This is a genomic window from Paraburkholderia phenoliruptrix (assembly GCF_019511605.1).
GTDB lineage: Bacteria > Pseudomonadota > Gammaproteobacteria > Burkholderiales > Burkholderiaceae > Paraburkholderia > Paraburkholderia phenoliruptrix_A.
On sequence record NZ_JAEUAV010000029.1, the window covers coordinates 81,199 to 96,616 of the forward strand.

Below are 15,418 nucleotides of genomic sequence, written 5' to 3' on the forward strand. Positions count from 1 at the left end.
CACGGCGCCGCGAGCGGTGGCCCTGGCTGCTTTGGCTGCTCTGGCAGACGCGGCCGCTTCTACGGCGCCCACCGCGGCGACCGCCCGAGCCCATTCCACCTCCCGGGACCGATTCATGCCGCCTGCCACTTCCGTGACCCCAGCCAGCTCAGCCCACCCGGGCTCATCCGTCTGCGATTCGACCACGAACCTGCACGGCCCCGATCCGCACGGTCGGCGCGCGGCGCGCGTGCTGGCCGTGTGCCAGGCGTTGTACACATCGTCGGTGTCGATCGATCTCACGCTCACGGGTCTGGTCGGCTACACGCTGGCCGACGACAAAGCGCTCGCCACGCTGCCTTTCTCGCTGATTACCGTGGCCGCCGCGCTCACCACGATCTTCGCGTCGTTCCTGATGGCGCGCATTGGCCGCCGTGCCGGCTTCGTGCTCGGGGCAGGGGTCGGTGCGCTAGGCGGCGCAGTGTCGGTTTGGGCGATCTTTCACCACGACTTCTGGGCTTTTTGCGCGGGCACTGCGACGGTCGGCGTGTTTCAGGCGTTCGCGCAGTACTACCGGCTCGCCGCCGCCGACGCGGTCGGGCTCGACGGCAAGAGCCGCGCAATCTCGACGGTGTTGACCGGCGGCGTGGTCGCGGCGGTGTGCGGACCACTCCTCGCCGCCTGGAGCAAGGACTGGCTCGCGCCGGTGGCGTTCGCCGGTTCGTATGCGCTCGTGACCGGGCTCGGGCTCGCGTCGATAGTCCTGCTCATGCTGCTTTATCGCGACATGACGCCTGCGCCTGCCGCACCCGCGCCTCATGACGCCGCGCGGCCCCTCGGCGAGATCGTGCGTCAGCCGATCTTCGCGGCGGCGCTCGCCAACAACGCGCTCGGCTATGCCGTCATGATGTTCGTGATGACCGCGACGCCGATCGCGGCGGTTGCGTGCGGGCACAGCATCGGTGACGGCGCAGCCATCATTCAATGGCATCTCGTGGGCATGTTCGCGCCGTCGCTGTTTTCGGCCCGGCTCATCAAGCGTTTCGGCGTGTTGCCGGTGATCGGCGCGGGTATCGTGCTGTCGGCGCTGTGCGGCGTGTTCGCACTGCGTTCGACCGATCTTGCGCATTTCTATGCCGCGCTCGCTTGTCTTGGCGTGGGCTGGAACTTCATGTTTGTCGGCGGCTCGACGCTGCTTGCACAATCTTATCGGCCCTCCGAACGCGCCAAGACCCAGGCCACCAGCGAGTTCACAACCTTTGCCTGTTCCGCGCTCGGTTCGCTGTTCGCCGGGCAATTGCTCGCGCGCTTCGGCTGGGCGACGATCAATGCGGCCATCTTTCCGTTGCTCGGCGCGGCGGCGCTGGCCACGCTGGCTTACGCGCGCTCGGCGAAGCGGCGCGCGGCGCCGGGAGTGGCGTGATGAGCGCGCGTCATGTCGTGTTTGCCGTCGCGCCAGATCTCGTGCTGCTCGACGCATGCGGCCCGCTGGAGGCTTTCTGGCGCGCGGAGCTGACGATGGCCGCAAGCGGCGGTTGTGGTCATGGCACGGACCACAGCCCTCGCGCGCAGCCCACGCCCGCGCCATCGCCCACGCCATCAGTTGCGCACCCGGTGGCATACCGCACGACAATTGCGTCGATCGACGGCGGCGTGCTTCAGACCTTCACCGGCTTACCCGTCGTCACTGAGCGGCTCGACTCGCTCGAAACCGAGCCGATCGACACGCTGATCGTCCCCGGCGTGCCGATCGACCCGCACTGCACGCTGGAGCCGGAACTGGTCGCATGGATCAGACGCAATGCGCCGCGCGCGCGTCGCGTGTGTTCCGTGTGCACCGGCGCGTTCTATCTGGCGGCAGCGGGTCTGCTCGACGGCCGGCGCGCAACCACGCATTGGCGCGAAGCGGCCCAACTCGCGCGCCGTTTCCCCAATGTCCAAGTGGACGCCGATCCGATCTTCATTCGCGACGCCGGCCCCGGCGCTACGGACGGCGCCAGCTCGCATCCGGACGCCGTGTGGACCTCCGCGGGCGTGACCGCGGGGATCGACCTCGCGCTTGCGCTGATCGAGGAAGACCTGGGCCATGCGGTCGCGATGCAGGCCGCGCGGCGGCTCGTCGTCTTCATGAAGCGGCCGGGCGGCCAGTCGCAGTTCAGCGCGGCGCTGGCGGCGCAGGCGTCGGCGGGCGGGCCCTTCGAAGCCTTGCATAGCTGGATGGCGGCCCATCTGCGCGAAGATCTGACGGTCGAGCGGCTCGCCGAACGCGCGCGGATGACACCGCGCACTTTCGCGCGCCGCTACGTCGACGAAGTAGGGCGCACGCCGGCCAAAACGGTGTCGGCGCTGCGGCTGGAGGCGGCTTCGCGGGCGTTGGCCGAATCGCGCCGGCCGCTCAAGCGGATCGCGCTCGACTGTGGTTTTGGCAGCGAGCAGAACTTGCGGCGCGCGTTCGTGCGGCGCTTCGGCGTGCTGCCGCTCGAGTATCGGGAGCGCTTCATGTCGGCGATGACCGCCCCGGCGCGCGGCGTTATCGCCGGCTCGGACAATACGGCGGCCGGCCGCGGCACGTGACGATAACTGCCCACGCTGTCAATATTGCCCTCGTATAATCGCCTCCTTTCAATGCATCCGATTGACCGGAGTCAAGATGAGCAGTCATCCCTCAGCGCCGCTGGACCGTTCCGAAACCACGTTCCGTTTTCTCGCCGAACCCAGCTCGGTCAACTTCGGCGGCAAGGTGCACGGCGGCGCGCTGATGAAATGGATCGACGAAACCGCGTATGCGTGCGCGGCCGTGTGGTCGGGTCGTTATTGCGTGACGGTGAGCGTCGGCAACATTCGTTTTCGCCGGCCGATTCTGGTCGGCAATCTGGTGGAGCTGCGAGCCCGCGTCGTAGCGACGGGGCGTACCAGCATGCACATTCACGTGTCGGTACAGGCCGGCGATCCGAAGGGCGGCGAACTGCTGCAGACCACGGATTGCCTCGTCGTGATGGTCGCCGTCAACGAGAACGGTCATCCGGTGCAGGTGCCGTCGTTCGTGCCGGAGACGGACGAGCAGAAGCGCCTTGCGAGGTACGCGATGGACGTGAAAGAAGCGCTCGACGCGATCGTCGAACTCAAGCCCGAGGAAGTGGCACAGGGCAAGATCTGACCGACGAAACGTGCGGCGAGCGGCGGCTGCGACGCCGCGGGGCAGCGATGCCCCGGCTCGCCAAATTGCAGTTCAAACCGAGGGCGACTCACCCGGAGTCGCCCAAATCACTCAACGTCCAAGCGCCGCTCACGGCACCGAGTGGCCCACCATGTCGCCGGGCCGCACCCATTCGTCGAACTGCTGCTCGCTGACGTGGCCGAGCGCGAGCGCGGCGGCCTTCAGCGTGGTGCCCTCCTTGTGCGCCTTCTTTGCGATCTGCGCGGCCTTGTCGTAGCCGATGTGCGGATTGAGCGCCGTCACCAGCATCAGCGACTCGTTGAGCAACGTGTCGATCCGCTCGCGGTTGGGCTCGATACCGACTGCGCAGTTCTCGTTGAAACTGTGTGCGCCGTCCGTCAGCAGGCGGATGGATTGCAGCACGTTGTGCGCGATCATCGGCCGGAATACGTTCAGTTCGAAGTTGCCGCTCGCGCCGCCGATGTTCACCGCGACGTCGTTGCCGAACACCTGCGCGCACAGCATGGTCACCGCTTCGGACTGCGTCGGATTGACCTTGCCCGGCATGATCGAGCTGCCCGGCTCGTTCTCGGGAATTGACAGCTCGCCGAGTCCGCAGCGCGGACCGCTCGCAAGCCAGCGAATGTCGTTCGCGATCTTGTTCAGGCTCGCGGCCACCGTCTTGAGCGCGCCGTGCGCGAACACGAGTGCGTCGGCGGCGGCCATCACCTCGAACTTGTTGGGCGCGGAAACGAACGGCACGCCGGTTAGCTGGGCAATTGCCGCCGCGACCTTTTGCGCAAATTCGGGATGCGCGTTCAGGCCGGTGCCCACCGCGGTGCCGCCCTGCGCCAGTTCATACAGATGCGGCAAAGCCGATTCGACGTGACGAATGCCCTGGTCGAGCTGCGCCACATAGCCCGAGAACTCCTGGCCGAGCGTGAGCGGCGTAGCGTCCTGCAAATGCGTGCGGCCTATCTTGACGATGTCGGCGAACGCCTTGGCCTTGCCGTCCAGCGTATCGCGCAGCGTCTTCAACGCGGGCAGCAGACGCTTGACGATGCCATGCGCGGCGGCCACGTGCATGGCCGTCGGAAACACGTCGTTCGACGATTGCCCGCGGTTCACGTCGTCGTTCGGGTGGACCTTGCGCGCCTCGCCGCGCTCGCCGCCGAGCAGTTCGCTCGCGCGATTGGCGATCACCTCGTTGAGATTCATATTGGTCTGCGTACCGGAGCCGGTCTGCCAGACCGCGAGCGGAAATTCTTCGGCGTGCTTGCCTTCGATGATCTCGTCGGCCGCCTGCATGATCGCGCGCGCCTTGCTTTCGTCGAGCACGCCGAGGCCCAGATTCACCTCGGCCGCGGCTCGCTTGATGACGGCAAGCGCGGTGATCAGCTCGGGCGACTGCTTCTCGGTGGAAATGCGGAAATTCTGCAGCGAGCGCTGCGTTTGCGCACCCCACAGACGGGCATTGGGCACGCCGATTTCACCGAACGTGTCGCGCTCCATTCGTACGTCTTCAGTCATATTCAGCTCCGCTTTAAAGTTCTGCGTTGACCGGCAATAGGGAGAATAGCCCGGTTAGCGCATTCCGGTATAACCCTGCCTGCGGGTCGAAAATGTAGGTCCGGCGTACGCCGTCCTCGACGTCCGTCCACACGAGCGGCGACGGCGGCGCGCCGATCGAGCGCAGATAGGCGAGCTGTGCGTCGTCGGCGAGCGTGACGCGATAGCTCTGTTCGGGGCCGACGGCGCGCTCGAAAATGTCGGCGACCTGCGCCGCCAGTTCGGGGCTGTGGATCACGAGCGCGAGTTCGGTGTTCAGATGCGCCGAGCGCGGATCGAGATTCATCGAGCCGATCACGAGAATGCGACGGTCGATCACATAGGTCTTCGCATGCAGGCTCGCGCGCGATCGCGACCCGGCGAAGCCCGCCGTCGGCGTTTCCTGGCGTGGCCGGAACTCATACAATTCGACGCCCTGCCTGAGCAGCGGCACACGAAACGGACTGTAACCCGCCTGCACGGCGACTGCGTCGGTCGCGGCAAGCGAATTGGTCAGGATAGCGACACGTACGCCACGCTGAGTGAGTTCGCCTAGCGCCTTGACGCCTGCATCGTGCGGCACGAAGTAGGGCGAGACGATGAGGAAATCCTTGCGTGCGTCCTTCATCAGTTCGCCCAGCCGCTTCATCGGCGGACTGACGTAATCCGGCGACGGGGTCTCGATTTTTTCCGGCTGGTCCACCTCGAACTCCGCGCGCGCCCACGTCAGGCCGAGCTGCTTGCGGGCGATCTGAGCGGAAAGCGGCGTCGCGTTCAACGGCTTCGCGTTGTAGGGGTCCGCGTTCGTACGCCAGTGCTGGCGCAGATCGTCGCGCGTCTGGTCGAGCTCGTGCGGGTCGAATTTCTGCTTGTTCAGCACGCGCAGCGGATACGCGAGGCTGCTGTTCCAGTAGTCGTCGAAGCTCGCGGAGACATGAGCGGTGATCGGGCCGGCGGCGAGCACGTCGATGTCGCGAAACTGCAGCACCTCGCTTGCGCTGAAGTATTCGTCGCCGAGATTGCGGCCGCCGACAATCGCCAGCTGGTTATCCGCGATCATCGCCTTGTTGTGCATGCGGCGCGTGAAATGGCCGATCTGCGTGAACAGATTGGTGGTGCGTTCGAACACGCCCTCGTGCGCGCTGCCGAATGGATTGAAGACACGAATCTCGATGTTCTGATGCGAGTTGAGGCCCGCCATGATCCGGTCGATGTCCTTGAAATTCAGGTCGTCGACCAGCATGCGCACGCGCACGCCGTGATCCGCTGCGTAGAGCGCCGCGCCGAGCAGCAGCTTGCCGGTGGTGTCCTCGTTCGCAATGTAGTACTGCATGTCGAGCGTTTTCGTCGCTGCGCGGGCGAGCGCAATGCGCATCTGCAATGCGTCGGTACCACTCGAGAGCACCCGAAAGCCGGACTCGCCGGGATGCGCGGCTTCGAGCGGCACGAGCGCCGTGCGCAGCGGCGTGGCCGTGGTGTCGGGCAGCGCATGCGTGACCGGACGGTCGAACGCGGTGGCGGGCGGCCGGGTTGCGCACGCGGTCAGAAATGCCGACGCGCAGCACAGCAGGAAGAAATGTCTCGCTGAGTCGATTGCACGCTTGCGCTGCATTGCGGTGTGCTTTTGTTCTGTATGCGACTGCACGCTTCTTCCCCTTTCTTGTTCAGGCTTTTCGTGCGGCGGCGCGTTGTTTTGACTCACGCTGCCGGAAAATCCATTCTAAGGGGAATCGCGCCGTGGAGCTGTGCACGCTGCACGAAGCGGGGTGCGTGTCGTGCGGCGCTGCGGGTGTTGGTCTTGCGCGATGGGTGGCTCAGGAGCGGGCGCGAGAGGCGATGCGGTCGCGATCGCAATTGATGTAGCGATGGCGGGCGACGTGAGATGGCCGATGACGTGGCAATGGTCGCGAGCCGGGCGAGGCGCGGCCCGCGCGGCGCGTTGACCGCGTCTGGTGTTCAACAGGCGCTCGCCGTTAGTCGAACTTCGGTGCGCACTGACTGCTGCTCGCCCGACGCGTCTGAGTTCGACAGGCGCCCGCCGTTAGTCAAACCTTGAGCGCGCTGTGGCGGCCACGCGCCGGATGCGTTCGGCGTTCAGCCGGCTCCGCCTTAGCCGAACCGGTTTAGCCGACCTTGTTGCCGCAGCCGCCTCGCCGCCGCAACACCTCAAATTCGCTCTGCGTTGCGCGCGCGTTCGCCGTCGGCACGCGTCGAGCCTTGCGCCGGACGCCCTGCCCAGAAGCCCGCCAGCAGCGAGCCCGAGAGGTTGTGCCACACCGAAAACAACGCGCCCGGCAATGCTGCAATGGGCGTGAAATACAGTTTGCCGAGCGTCGCCGCGAGGCCGGAATTCTGCATGCCCACTTCGATGGCGAGCGTGCGGCAGACGGCTTCGTCGAAACCGAGCAGACGGCCGCCCCAGTAGCCGCCGAGCAGGCCGATGCCGTTATGCAGCACCACGCCGAGCATCACGACGAGTCCGACGGACGCAATGCTCTTTTGCGTGCCTCCTACCACCGCGCCGATGATCAGCAGAATCGCGATCATCGACACGAGCGGCAGCACCGGCTCGACCTTGCGAACGGCCTTGCCGAACAGATGGTTCACCACCAGACCGACGACAATCGGCAGCGCGACGATTTGCAGAATGCTCATCAACATGCCGTGTACGTCGACGGCGATCGACGCGTCCACGTAAAGGCGCGTGAGCAGCGGCGTGGCGAAGACGCCGACCAGCGTGGACAACGCGCTGATCGTCACGGAGAGCGCAACGTCGCCGCGCGCGAGATAGATCATCACGTTCGACGCGGTGCCGCTCGCCACGCTGCCGACCAGCACCATGCCGGCGGTCAGATCGGGCGGCATGCGCAACGCCTTTGCAATCACCCAGGCGGCGAGCGGCATCACGAGGTAATGCAGCACGATGCCGGCGATCACCGGCGCCGGCCGCGTGAAGACGCGCTGGAAGTCCGCAACCGAAAGCGTGACGCCCATCGCCAGCATGATGATGGTCAAAAGCGTCGTGACGTGCGGCGCGACGCCGGCAAACGAAGCCGGTGAAAAGTAGGCGGCCACCGATATGAGCACGGCCCAAAGGGGAAACAGACGGGTAATGCGGGCAAGCATGAGGCGAAGTCCTTGTTGTGTCTTGTCGTGAGAAGCGAGCGGGTGACGCCGACGCCGACGTCAACGTCGACGCCAACGCCGACGCCAACGCCGACGCGGATGCGGACGATGGTGCTGGCAAGTGCACGCTCGGCGCCGCAGCATTGGCGTGTGCCGCTTACAGAGCCCGGCGCCCGGCGCGTCAGCCGCCTGTGCAGCGCGTGTGCGTCGCGGTGGTTGCTGTGATACTGGCAGAGAAAGGCAGTGCGTCAGCGGATGGCAGACTTGCCGGCGGCGCGGTCCTTTGTGGGGCGCGCGCGGGTTTCAGCGCAGCGTCGCGCGATCGTGCAACTGACCGAGCGACGCGGCCACGCGGCTTGCGCTGGAGCCCGGCATTTTACCGTTGACGCGTGGGGCGTGCTTGGGGACTCGTTGCGCGTGCAACCAGTTTTTCGTTCGGCCGGTGAGGGCGCGAGCGTTCGGTGCAGTTCCTCTATGTCGCTCGATGCCGCTTGATGCCGCTTGATGCCGCTTGATGCCGCAGCCATGCCGTTCTCAATTGGCAGCGGTGTTGCCAGTCGCCGTGCTTCCCGGCTCAAGTGAGCGCGCTCGCTGCGAGTGCTGCTGGGCCCTATTTCAAAGCAATTTCAAACCGATGCCGCGGGCGGCGCCTCTGCCGCTGCAGGTACGCGCCGCAAGCTCAGTTTGTGAAAGCGCAGCGTCATCAGCAGAGCGACGCTCGCGAGGCCGGCTGCGAGTCCCCACCACAAGCCGCGCGCGCCGAGTCCAAAGTGAAACGCGAGCGTGTAGCCGGTCGGAAAGCCGATTACCCAATAGCCGAAAGCCGCTGCGATCATCGGTATGCGGGTGTCTTTCAGGCCGCGCAGGCAACCCGAGCCGACCGTCTGCATCCCGTCGACGATCTGAAAAATGGCCGCCACGCCGAGCAGCGAACTGGCAAGCGAGACGGTCGCGGCATTGGCCGGATTGTCCAGGTGCAGGTACAGGCCGACGATCCAATGCGGGGCCGCGATCAGCACGATGCCCGACAGCGTCATGAAGCCCACGCCGAGCGCAAGCGCGACAAAGCCCGCGTGACGCGCAGCGAGCGGCTGCCCCGCGCCGGACCAGAAGCTGACTCGCACATTGGCCGCCTGGCCGATCGCGAGCGGCACCATGAACGCCACCGACGCGACGTTCAACGCAATCTGATGCGCGGCCAGTTGCGACTCGCCGAGCAGGCCGACCATCAGGCCGGTCGCGAGAAACAGCGTGGACTCGACGCCGTATGTAATAGCGACGGGCCAGCCGATGCCGAACAGCTCGCCCATGAGCGGCACGTTGGGGCGCGTGGCGACCACGAAGTGACGATAGTGCGGCTGCAGGTGCAGCAGTGCCATCAGTACGAGCGCCGTCAGCCAGACGGTGATGGACGTCGCGGCGGCCGAACCGAGGAAGCCGAGCCGCGGCAGGCCGTAGGCGCCGTGGATCAGCCCGTAGTTCAAGAAGCCGTTTGCGCCGACGCTCAGGAGCGACACCCACAAAAGCCGCCGCGCCGCGCCGATAGCGGGCAGGAACGAGCGCATCAGCCCCACGCCGATCAGGCTGCCGGGCGCGCCCCAGCGCAGCACCGCCGCGTACTCGCCGACGTTGTGCGCGAGCAGCGCGGGTTCGCCGAACGCGAGCAGGATCGGCGTGGCGAACGACAGCAGCACGAACGCCGGCAGCGAGAGCAACACCGAGAGCACGAAGCCGGTCCAGTAGATATGCGGCACGCGGCTTTCTTGCTGCGCGCCGCGCGCATGCGAAACGCTCACGCTGACGGAGGTCAGCACGCCCTGCAGCAGCGTGACGACGACGAAAAACAGGTTCGCGCCGAGGCCGCCGGCCGCGAGCGCGTCGGGGCCAAGCGAGCCGAGCAGGATGGTGTCGGTGACGCCCATCGCCATTTGCGACAGTTGCGCAATGGCAAGCGGTGCGGCGAGCCGGGCGGTGTCGGCGGCGTGGCGCGAGAAAGTGGGCGGACGGGCGACGGCACGAGTAAAGCCGGATTGAGTCATGGAGCGTGCGGGTTAGGCGTGAAAAGGCAGCAGCGCGGCGACGGCGGCCTTGGGCGACGGGTTGGGCTTTTAGCGGCTCGGGCCGCTGTTGCACGGCTGCTGCACGCGCCGGCGAGGCGCCGTGCAGCTGCAATCCCGTTGCCGGCAGTCGCATCGACCGGTGGGACGCCTGCTGCGCTGAAGCAGCGTCCAGCCGTGTCGCTTGGTCGCCGGGCGCGGCGAAGCTGACAGCTTATTCGGTAGACGCTGCAATGTCGATGGACAGCGCACGCTTTTGGTGCGTGGCCCGGCTGCGGATTCTCGTGGTCCGAAGCGCCGGGGCCTCAGGCTTCGTGGACGGCGATCCGCGTGTCGCCGAACAGCACGACCTGGCCCGCGCGAATCTTGCACGTTTTACGCGTTTCGACGCGGCCGTCGACGGTCACCGCACCGTCCGCGACCATCATTTTTGCCTGGCCGCCGCTTTCCGCGAGTCCCGTAATCTTCAGCAGATTGTGGAGTTCGACGTAGTCGCCGGTCAGCGTGAAATCGAGATTGGGCATGTGCTTTGCACCTTGGGCGAGGGGTTCGCATCATAAGCCACAAGCTTGCCCCGAAGAAGACGCGTTGTCCTCGGGCACGTGTCGCCGCGTGGCGGCGAACGCATCGAAAGCAAATGCAAGCAGATGTTATGCGTTTGTCGGAAAGTGAAACGTTGCGTAACACGGGTCGCCACGAAACGACTCCACTCGTAAAGTGGCTCTCAGCAGCAAAGCTTGCCGGATGCAGTTCGGCTGTGAGTAGCCGGAAGGCGTCCCGCACGCACCGCCGCGACGCGGGGCCGGAAGCTCTCACCGCGTCACGACAATTTTAGAGAGGAACTAACCATGACTCAGATTCGTACGCTACTGATCGGTACCGCCATCACCGCATTTGCCGCTAGCGCGGCCATGGCACAGACCACACAGCCCATTCAGCCGGTGCAGCCCGCTGCGGGGGCCAACCTGCAAGCGCAGGTACAGACGCCGGGCGCCGATGTCGCACCGGCGGCGCAGGGCGTGCAGCCGGTACAGCCCGTGACGCCGGCGCCGACCAATCTGACCGCGCCGGGGTCGACGGACCCGCTGGTGCAAAAGCGCGAAGCGAACGCGAAGGCGCGCGCCGAGTATCGGGCGTCGAAGAAGGCGTCGAAGGCGGAGCTCAAGCAACAGCAGAAGGCCGCCAAGTCTGAATACAAGGAGCAGGTGCGCGACGCCAAGATCAACATGAAGGCGGACAAGCAGGCTGCCGACAACGAAATGAAGATGAACATGCAAGGTCAGGCCGGCGCGCAGAACGACGGCGGCGAGGTCAAGCACTAATAGTGTCGGCGCCGGGCGTAGCGCGCCTGGCCTGACTGGATGCGCTCGGGCGGGACGCGCTCCCGCCCGGTTTGAGCGCTTTGGCAAGGAGTCAACACATGAATAAAGATCGATCTACGAAGTCTGCGCAATTCGCCGTGAGCCGCCTCGGCGCGCTGTTGATTGCTGGCTGCCTGTCGTCGGTCGCGTTCGCTCAGGCGAGCGATCCGGCCGCCGCGCCCGTCACGCATGCCGACAAGAAGGCCGCGAAACAGCAGGCCAAGGCGGACAAGAAGGCGGCTGTCGCTCAAGCCAAGGCCGACAAGGAAAAGACCGAGGCTCAAGCCGACGCCGACAAAGCCAACGCTGAGGCCAATCTCAAGGATGCCAAGAAGCAGTAGATAGTTGTTGGCTGACGGCCTCCGGCTCTTCTAATGAGCGGGGACGACTGGTCGGATCGTCACGGCCCGTTTGCGAGCAAGCGAACGGGCCGTTGTTTTTTGGGCGTCGGCTCGCCGGCGCGGCTCGTGAGGTGGGGCGGCAAGGGATGACGGAGTTTGGCCAGGGTTTGGTGGCTTGAGTGGCGGGGCGTTAGAGAATGCTGCGGCCCTAAGCCCCGACCCCCGCCACTTCCTCAATACCTGCGATGTCCTGGAAAAAGGGCGCTTGTGCGCCAGGGTTGTATGGATATACAGTATGCGTCGCTGTTTCCGATCCATCCAACGCCTGCAAACACACCGTGCTGCCCGTCGCCGAATCTCCGCCGCCGTCCGATGCCACCGCCTGGCTCGCGAAGCTCAACGACGCACAGCGCCAAGCCGTCGACCACGGGGCAGATACGCCTCGCGCACTGCCCGGCGCGCTGCTGGTTATCGCCGGCGCGGGTTCGGGTAAGACGAACACGCTCGCACATCGCGTTGCGAACCTGGTCGTCAAAGGTGCGGATCCGCGCAGAATCCTGCTGCTCACGTTCTCGCGGCGGGCGGCGCAGGAAATGACCCGCCGTGTCACGCGCATCGCCACGGCCGCGCTCGGCACGCGCGCCGCACTCGCACAAGGGCTGACATGGGCCGGCACCTTCCACAGTGTCGGCGCCCGTCTGTTGCGCGAATACGCCGAACTGATCGGCCTCGCTCCCGCCTTCACCATCAACGACCGCGAAGATTCCGCCGACCTGATGAACCTGGTCCGCCACGAACTGGGACTCTCGGCGAAAGAGCGGCGCTTTCCGGCCAAGGGCACCTGCTTTGCGATCTATTCGCGAGTGGTGAACACCGGCGCGTCGCTTGGCCAGGTGCTGGACAACGCGTTCCCGTGGTGCCGCGAATGGGAGGCGGACTTGCGCATGCTCTTTGCCGCCTATGTCGACGCGAAGCAGAAGCAAAGCGTGCTCGACTACGACGACTTGCTGCTCTACTGGTCGCATATGGCCGCCGAGCCGGCCATTGCCGCGGACCTGTCGGCGCGCTTCGATCACGTGCTGGTCGACGAGTATCAGGACACCAACCGCCTGCAGGCGTCCATTCTGCTCGCGCTCAAGCCCGACGGGCGCGGCCTGACTGTGGTCGGCGACGACGCGCAGTCCATCTATTCGTTTCGCGGCGCGACGGTGCGCAATATTCTCGACTTCCCGGCGCAGTTCGACCCGCCTGCCACGCGGGTCACGCTCGAGCGCAATTACCGCTCGACGCAGCCGATTCTCGCCGCGTCGAATGCGGTGATCGAACTGGCCAGCGAGCGCTATACGAAAAACTTGTGGACCGACAAGGCCTCGGCGCAGCGCCCGCGTCTTGTGACCGTCGCGGACGAGGTGGACCAGGCGCGCTATGTCGTCGAACAGGTTCTGGAAGCGCGCGAGCAGGGCGTCAAATTGAAATCGCAGGCGGTGCTGTTTCGCGCGGCGCATCACAGTGCGGCGCTGGAGATCGAGCTCACGCGGCGCAACATTCCATTCGTGAAGTTCGGCGGGCTCAAGTTTCTCGACTCCGTGCACGTGAAGGACATGCTGGCGGTGCTGCGGTGGGCCGAGAATCCCCGCGACCGCGTGGCGGGTTTTCGGGTCGTGCAGTTGCTGCCGGGCGTTGGACCGGCCACGGCGGCGAAGCTGCTTGATGACATTGCGGCGCGTATGGACGCTGGCAGTGCTGGCGAGGCAACCTCCGACGCGATCGGCACAGGAGCCGCGCGCGGGACTGCGGCGGGAACTGCCGCTGGAACTGCCGCCGGAACTGCCGCCGGAACTGCCGCCGGAACTGCCGCTGGAACTGCCGCTGGAACTGCCGCTGGAACTGCCGCCGGAACGTCCACCGGAGCTACCGCCGGCACCGCCACGGGCACCGCCACCGATACAACCACCGGCATCGGCACCACCGGCTCGGCCTCAGCCGCTAACAAGGCCGCCCGGGCACTCGCAGCCTTCACACCGCCGCCGCGCGCCCAGGAGGACTGGCATCCGTTCGTCAAGCTGATGGCGAGCGTGTACCGGCGCGAAACCCCGTGGCCCGCCGAGTTCGAGATGGTGCGGCGCTGGTATGAGCCGCACCTCGCGCGCAATCACGAAGACGCCGCTGTCCGTCATGCCGACGTGTTGCAAATGGAAAGCATCGCGGGCACTTATGCGTCGCGCGAACGCTTCCTGACCGAACTCACGCTCGATCCGCCCGACGCCACCAGCGACGAGTCCGGCGTGCCGCTCATCGACGAAGACTATCTGATCCTCTCCACGATCCATTCGGCGAAGGGGCAGGAGTGGCGCAACGTGTTCGTGCTCAATGGAGTGGACGGCTGCATTCCGTCTGACCTGGGCACCGGCAGCCAGGAGGAAATCGACGAGGAGCGCCGCCTGCTCTACGTAGCAATGACGCGTGCAAAAGAAGACCTGCATATCGTCGTGCCGCAGCGCTTTTACGTGCACAACCAGACGCACCTTGGAGACCGCCATGTATGGGCGTCGCGCACGCGCTTCATTCCAGCGGATCTGATGCCCCTGTTCGACGCCTACGCGTGGCCGCGCGTGCCCGAACCGAGCGCGCCGACCGCCGCGGGGCTGGCCGCCGCGGCGCGGGCAAAGCTGGAAATCGGCGCGAAGCTCAGAAAGATGTGGGACTAGGCGGGCAGTGAGCGACAGGCGGACGGCAGGCCGCAGGTCGTCCTCGCAAGGCAGGCACGTCATGGCGCCGAGCGCCGCTGGTCGGAGCGATTATCGGTGCCCCGCGCACATCATCTGCCGGGATCCGCAAGCTCGCCGCAGGGCGCCGGTGGGCGGGAGATCAGCGCGACTGACGTTGTTGCTGCTGTGCAGTGGGGCGCGGCGGAACGAAAAAGTTGCGCAGCCATGCAGCCATCCGCGAGAACACGTCGTACGGCTCTTCCACAAAAATTTCCGGTTTGAGCAGGCGCAGATATTCCATGATCTGCTGAGCTTCCTGCTTCTGGAACGAGCCGTGCGAAATGCCGAGCCGCAGCAGCCCGCGCAGTTCACCGAGTTTCTCTCGCGCGGTGCTGCCTACGCTCGTTTCGCAAGCAACCTTCGCCTCGTACACGCGTTGACGCAGCGACTCGACGAGCCGCCATGCCGGCGTCTGCATCATTTCCTCGAGCGCCTGAATGTCTTGCACCGCGCCCTTGATCTGCGCGGCGAGCGGGTCGACGAGCACCGCGTCGCCCTCGGCTTCCTTGACGATCGCCGCCGCCCAGTCGCGGCATTGCTTGGCCAGCTCTTCGGGCGTCCATTCCGAGCGCGCGGCGAAGCCGAAACCGAATTCGCCTGCCTGCCGCATCAAGATTGCGACAACGTCCGGAAACTCCTTGTCGAGCGTGCGTTTCGCCCATGCATACTGGCCGCCCTGCAACATCCGCTGAACCGCGTGCTCCGTCAGCGGAACCATGTTGTCGAGCAGCTTGGCGCGCAAAAAGTCCTCGAACGACGGCGTCGCGAACTGCGGATCGAGCTTCAGCGATACGCGCAGAAAAGCGTCGAAGTCCTTGCGCAGCGTCGCAATGGTCTCGTCTTTGAGAGTGAGGGTGATTTGACCCATGTGTGTTTCCCGTTTGGTCCTGCCGCGCGGCCTTGTCGTGTGCTCCGGTCGCAAGCGGACCCGGAGGATGCGACGCGCGATGGCCGCGCGCTTGATTCCTGCCTGTTGCCGCGTCGTTGGCGGGACGTATCCCGGCGAGCGGACCTCGACTGCATATCGGCGGATTGGCAGAAAACTTAAGGGTTTCATCGGGTTGCCGTCGTGGGCCGGGGG

The 15,418-nt window shown here is 65.8% G+C and carries 12 protein-coding genes; 6 read left to right on the plus strand and 6 right to left on the minus strand.

All coding sequences use genetic code 11. From position 1 onward, the window contains the following. Positions 1-115: 115 nt before the first annotated feature. The 3 genes from JNB89_RS26875 (at position 116) to JNB89_RS26885 (ending at position 3,136) form a co-directional block, all read left to right on the plus strand. Positions 116-1,402: an MFS transporter gene (locus JNB89_RS26875; protein WP_220364211.1), complete on the plus strand. Its 1,287-nt coding sequence runs from the start codon at positions 116-118 to the stop codon at positions 1,400-1,402. Further along, positions 1,402-2,553, plus strand: a complete 1,152-nt coding sequence (locus JNB89_RS26880; RefSeq protein ID WP_220364212.1) for a GlxA family transcriptional regulator — start codon at positions 1,402-1,404, stop codon at positions 2,551-2,553. The genes JNB89_RS26875 and JNB89_RS26880 overlap by 1 nt, the downstream gene beginning before the upstream one ends. A 76-nt stretch (positions 2,554-2,629) precedes the next feature. Continuing rightward, positions 2,630-3,136 carry an acyl-CoA thioesterase gene (locus JNB89_RS26885; protein ID WP_013340094.1) on the plus strand — a complete coding sequence of 169 codons (507 nt, stop codon included), beginning with the start codon at positions 2,630-2,632 and terminating at the stop codon, positions 3,134-3,136. A gap of 129 nt (positions 3,137-3,265) precedes the next feature. On the opposite strand, the gene fumC is transcribed toward JNB89_RS26885, so the two are convergent. From fumC to JNB89_RS26910, 5 genes are all read right to left on the minus strand, one after another. Further along, entirely contained in the window at positions 3,266-4,666 is a 1,401-nt protein-coding gene (fumC, locus tag JNB89_RS26890; protein WP_220364213.1) for a class II fumarate hydratase, read from the minus strand. Positions 4,667-4,679: 13 nt separating this feature from the next. Further along, positions 4,680-6,296 (minus strand): phospholipase D family protein, encoded by a 1,617-nt coding sequence (locus tag JNB89_RS26895; RefSeq protein ID WP_222859072.1) that lies wholly within the window; start codon positions 6,294-6,296, stop codon positions 4,680-4,682. Positions 6,297-6,850: 554 nt separating this feature from the next. Then, positions 6,851-7,810, minus strand: coding sequence for a ketopantoate/pantoate/pantothenate transporter PanS (gene panS, locus JNB89_RS26900; RefSeq protein WP_220364215.1), 960 nt, complete (start codon positions 7,808-7,810; stop codon positions 6,851-6,853). A 626-nt stretch (positions 7,811-8,436) separates the two neighbouring features. Further along, complete coding sequence (locus tag JNB89_RS26905; protein WP_220364216.1) at positions 8,437-9,849, minus strand: MATE family efflux transporter; 1,413 nt, start codon at positions 9,847-9,849, stop codon at positions 8,437-8,439. A 323-nt stretch (positions 9,850-10,172) separates the two neighbouring features. Next, a complete protein-coding gene (locus JNB89_RS26910; RefSeq protein WP_013340089.1) occupies positions 10,173-10,391 on the minus strand; it encodes an RNA-binding S4 domain-containing protein in 219 nt (72 codons plus the stop codon). A 324-nt stretch (positions 10,392-10,715) separates the two neighbouring features. Here JNB89_RS26910 and JNB89_RS26915 point away from each other — a divergent pair, with 324 nt between their 5' ends. From JNB89_RS26915 to JNB89_RS26925, 3 genes are all read left to right on the plus strand, one after another. Continuing rightward, positions 10,716-11,189: a hypothetical protein gene (locus tag JNB89_RS26915; protein ID WP_220364217.1), complete on the plus strand. Its 474-nt coding sequence runs from the start codon at positions 10,716-10,718 to the stop codon at positions 11,187-11,189. Positions 11,190-11,287: 98 nt separating this feature from the next. Continuing rightward, positions 11,288-11,569 (plus strand): hypothetical protein, encoded by a 282-nt coding sequence (locus JNB89_RS26920; protein WP_135892781.1) that lies wholly within the window; start codon positions 11,288-11,290, stop codon positions 11,567-11,569. A gap of 245 nt (positions 11,570-11,814) precedes the next feature. After that, entirely contained in the window at positions 11,815-14,277 is a 2,463-nt protein-coding gene (locus JNB89_RS26925; protein WP_220364218.1) for an ATP-dependent helicase, read from the plus strand. 160 nt (positions 14,278-14,437) lie between these two features. On the opposite strand, the gene JNB89_RS26930 is transcribed toward JNB89_RS26925, so the two are convergent. Continuing rightward, a complete protein-coding gene (locus tag JNB89_RS26930) occupies positions 14,438-15,205 on the minus strand; it encodes a DUF4088 family protein (protein ID WP_220364219.1) in 768 nt (255 codons plus the stop codon). Between the last annotated feature and the right edge of the window lie 213 nt (positions 15,206-15,418).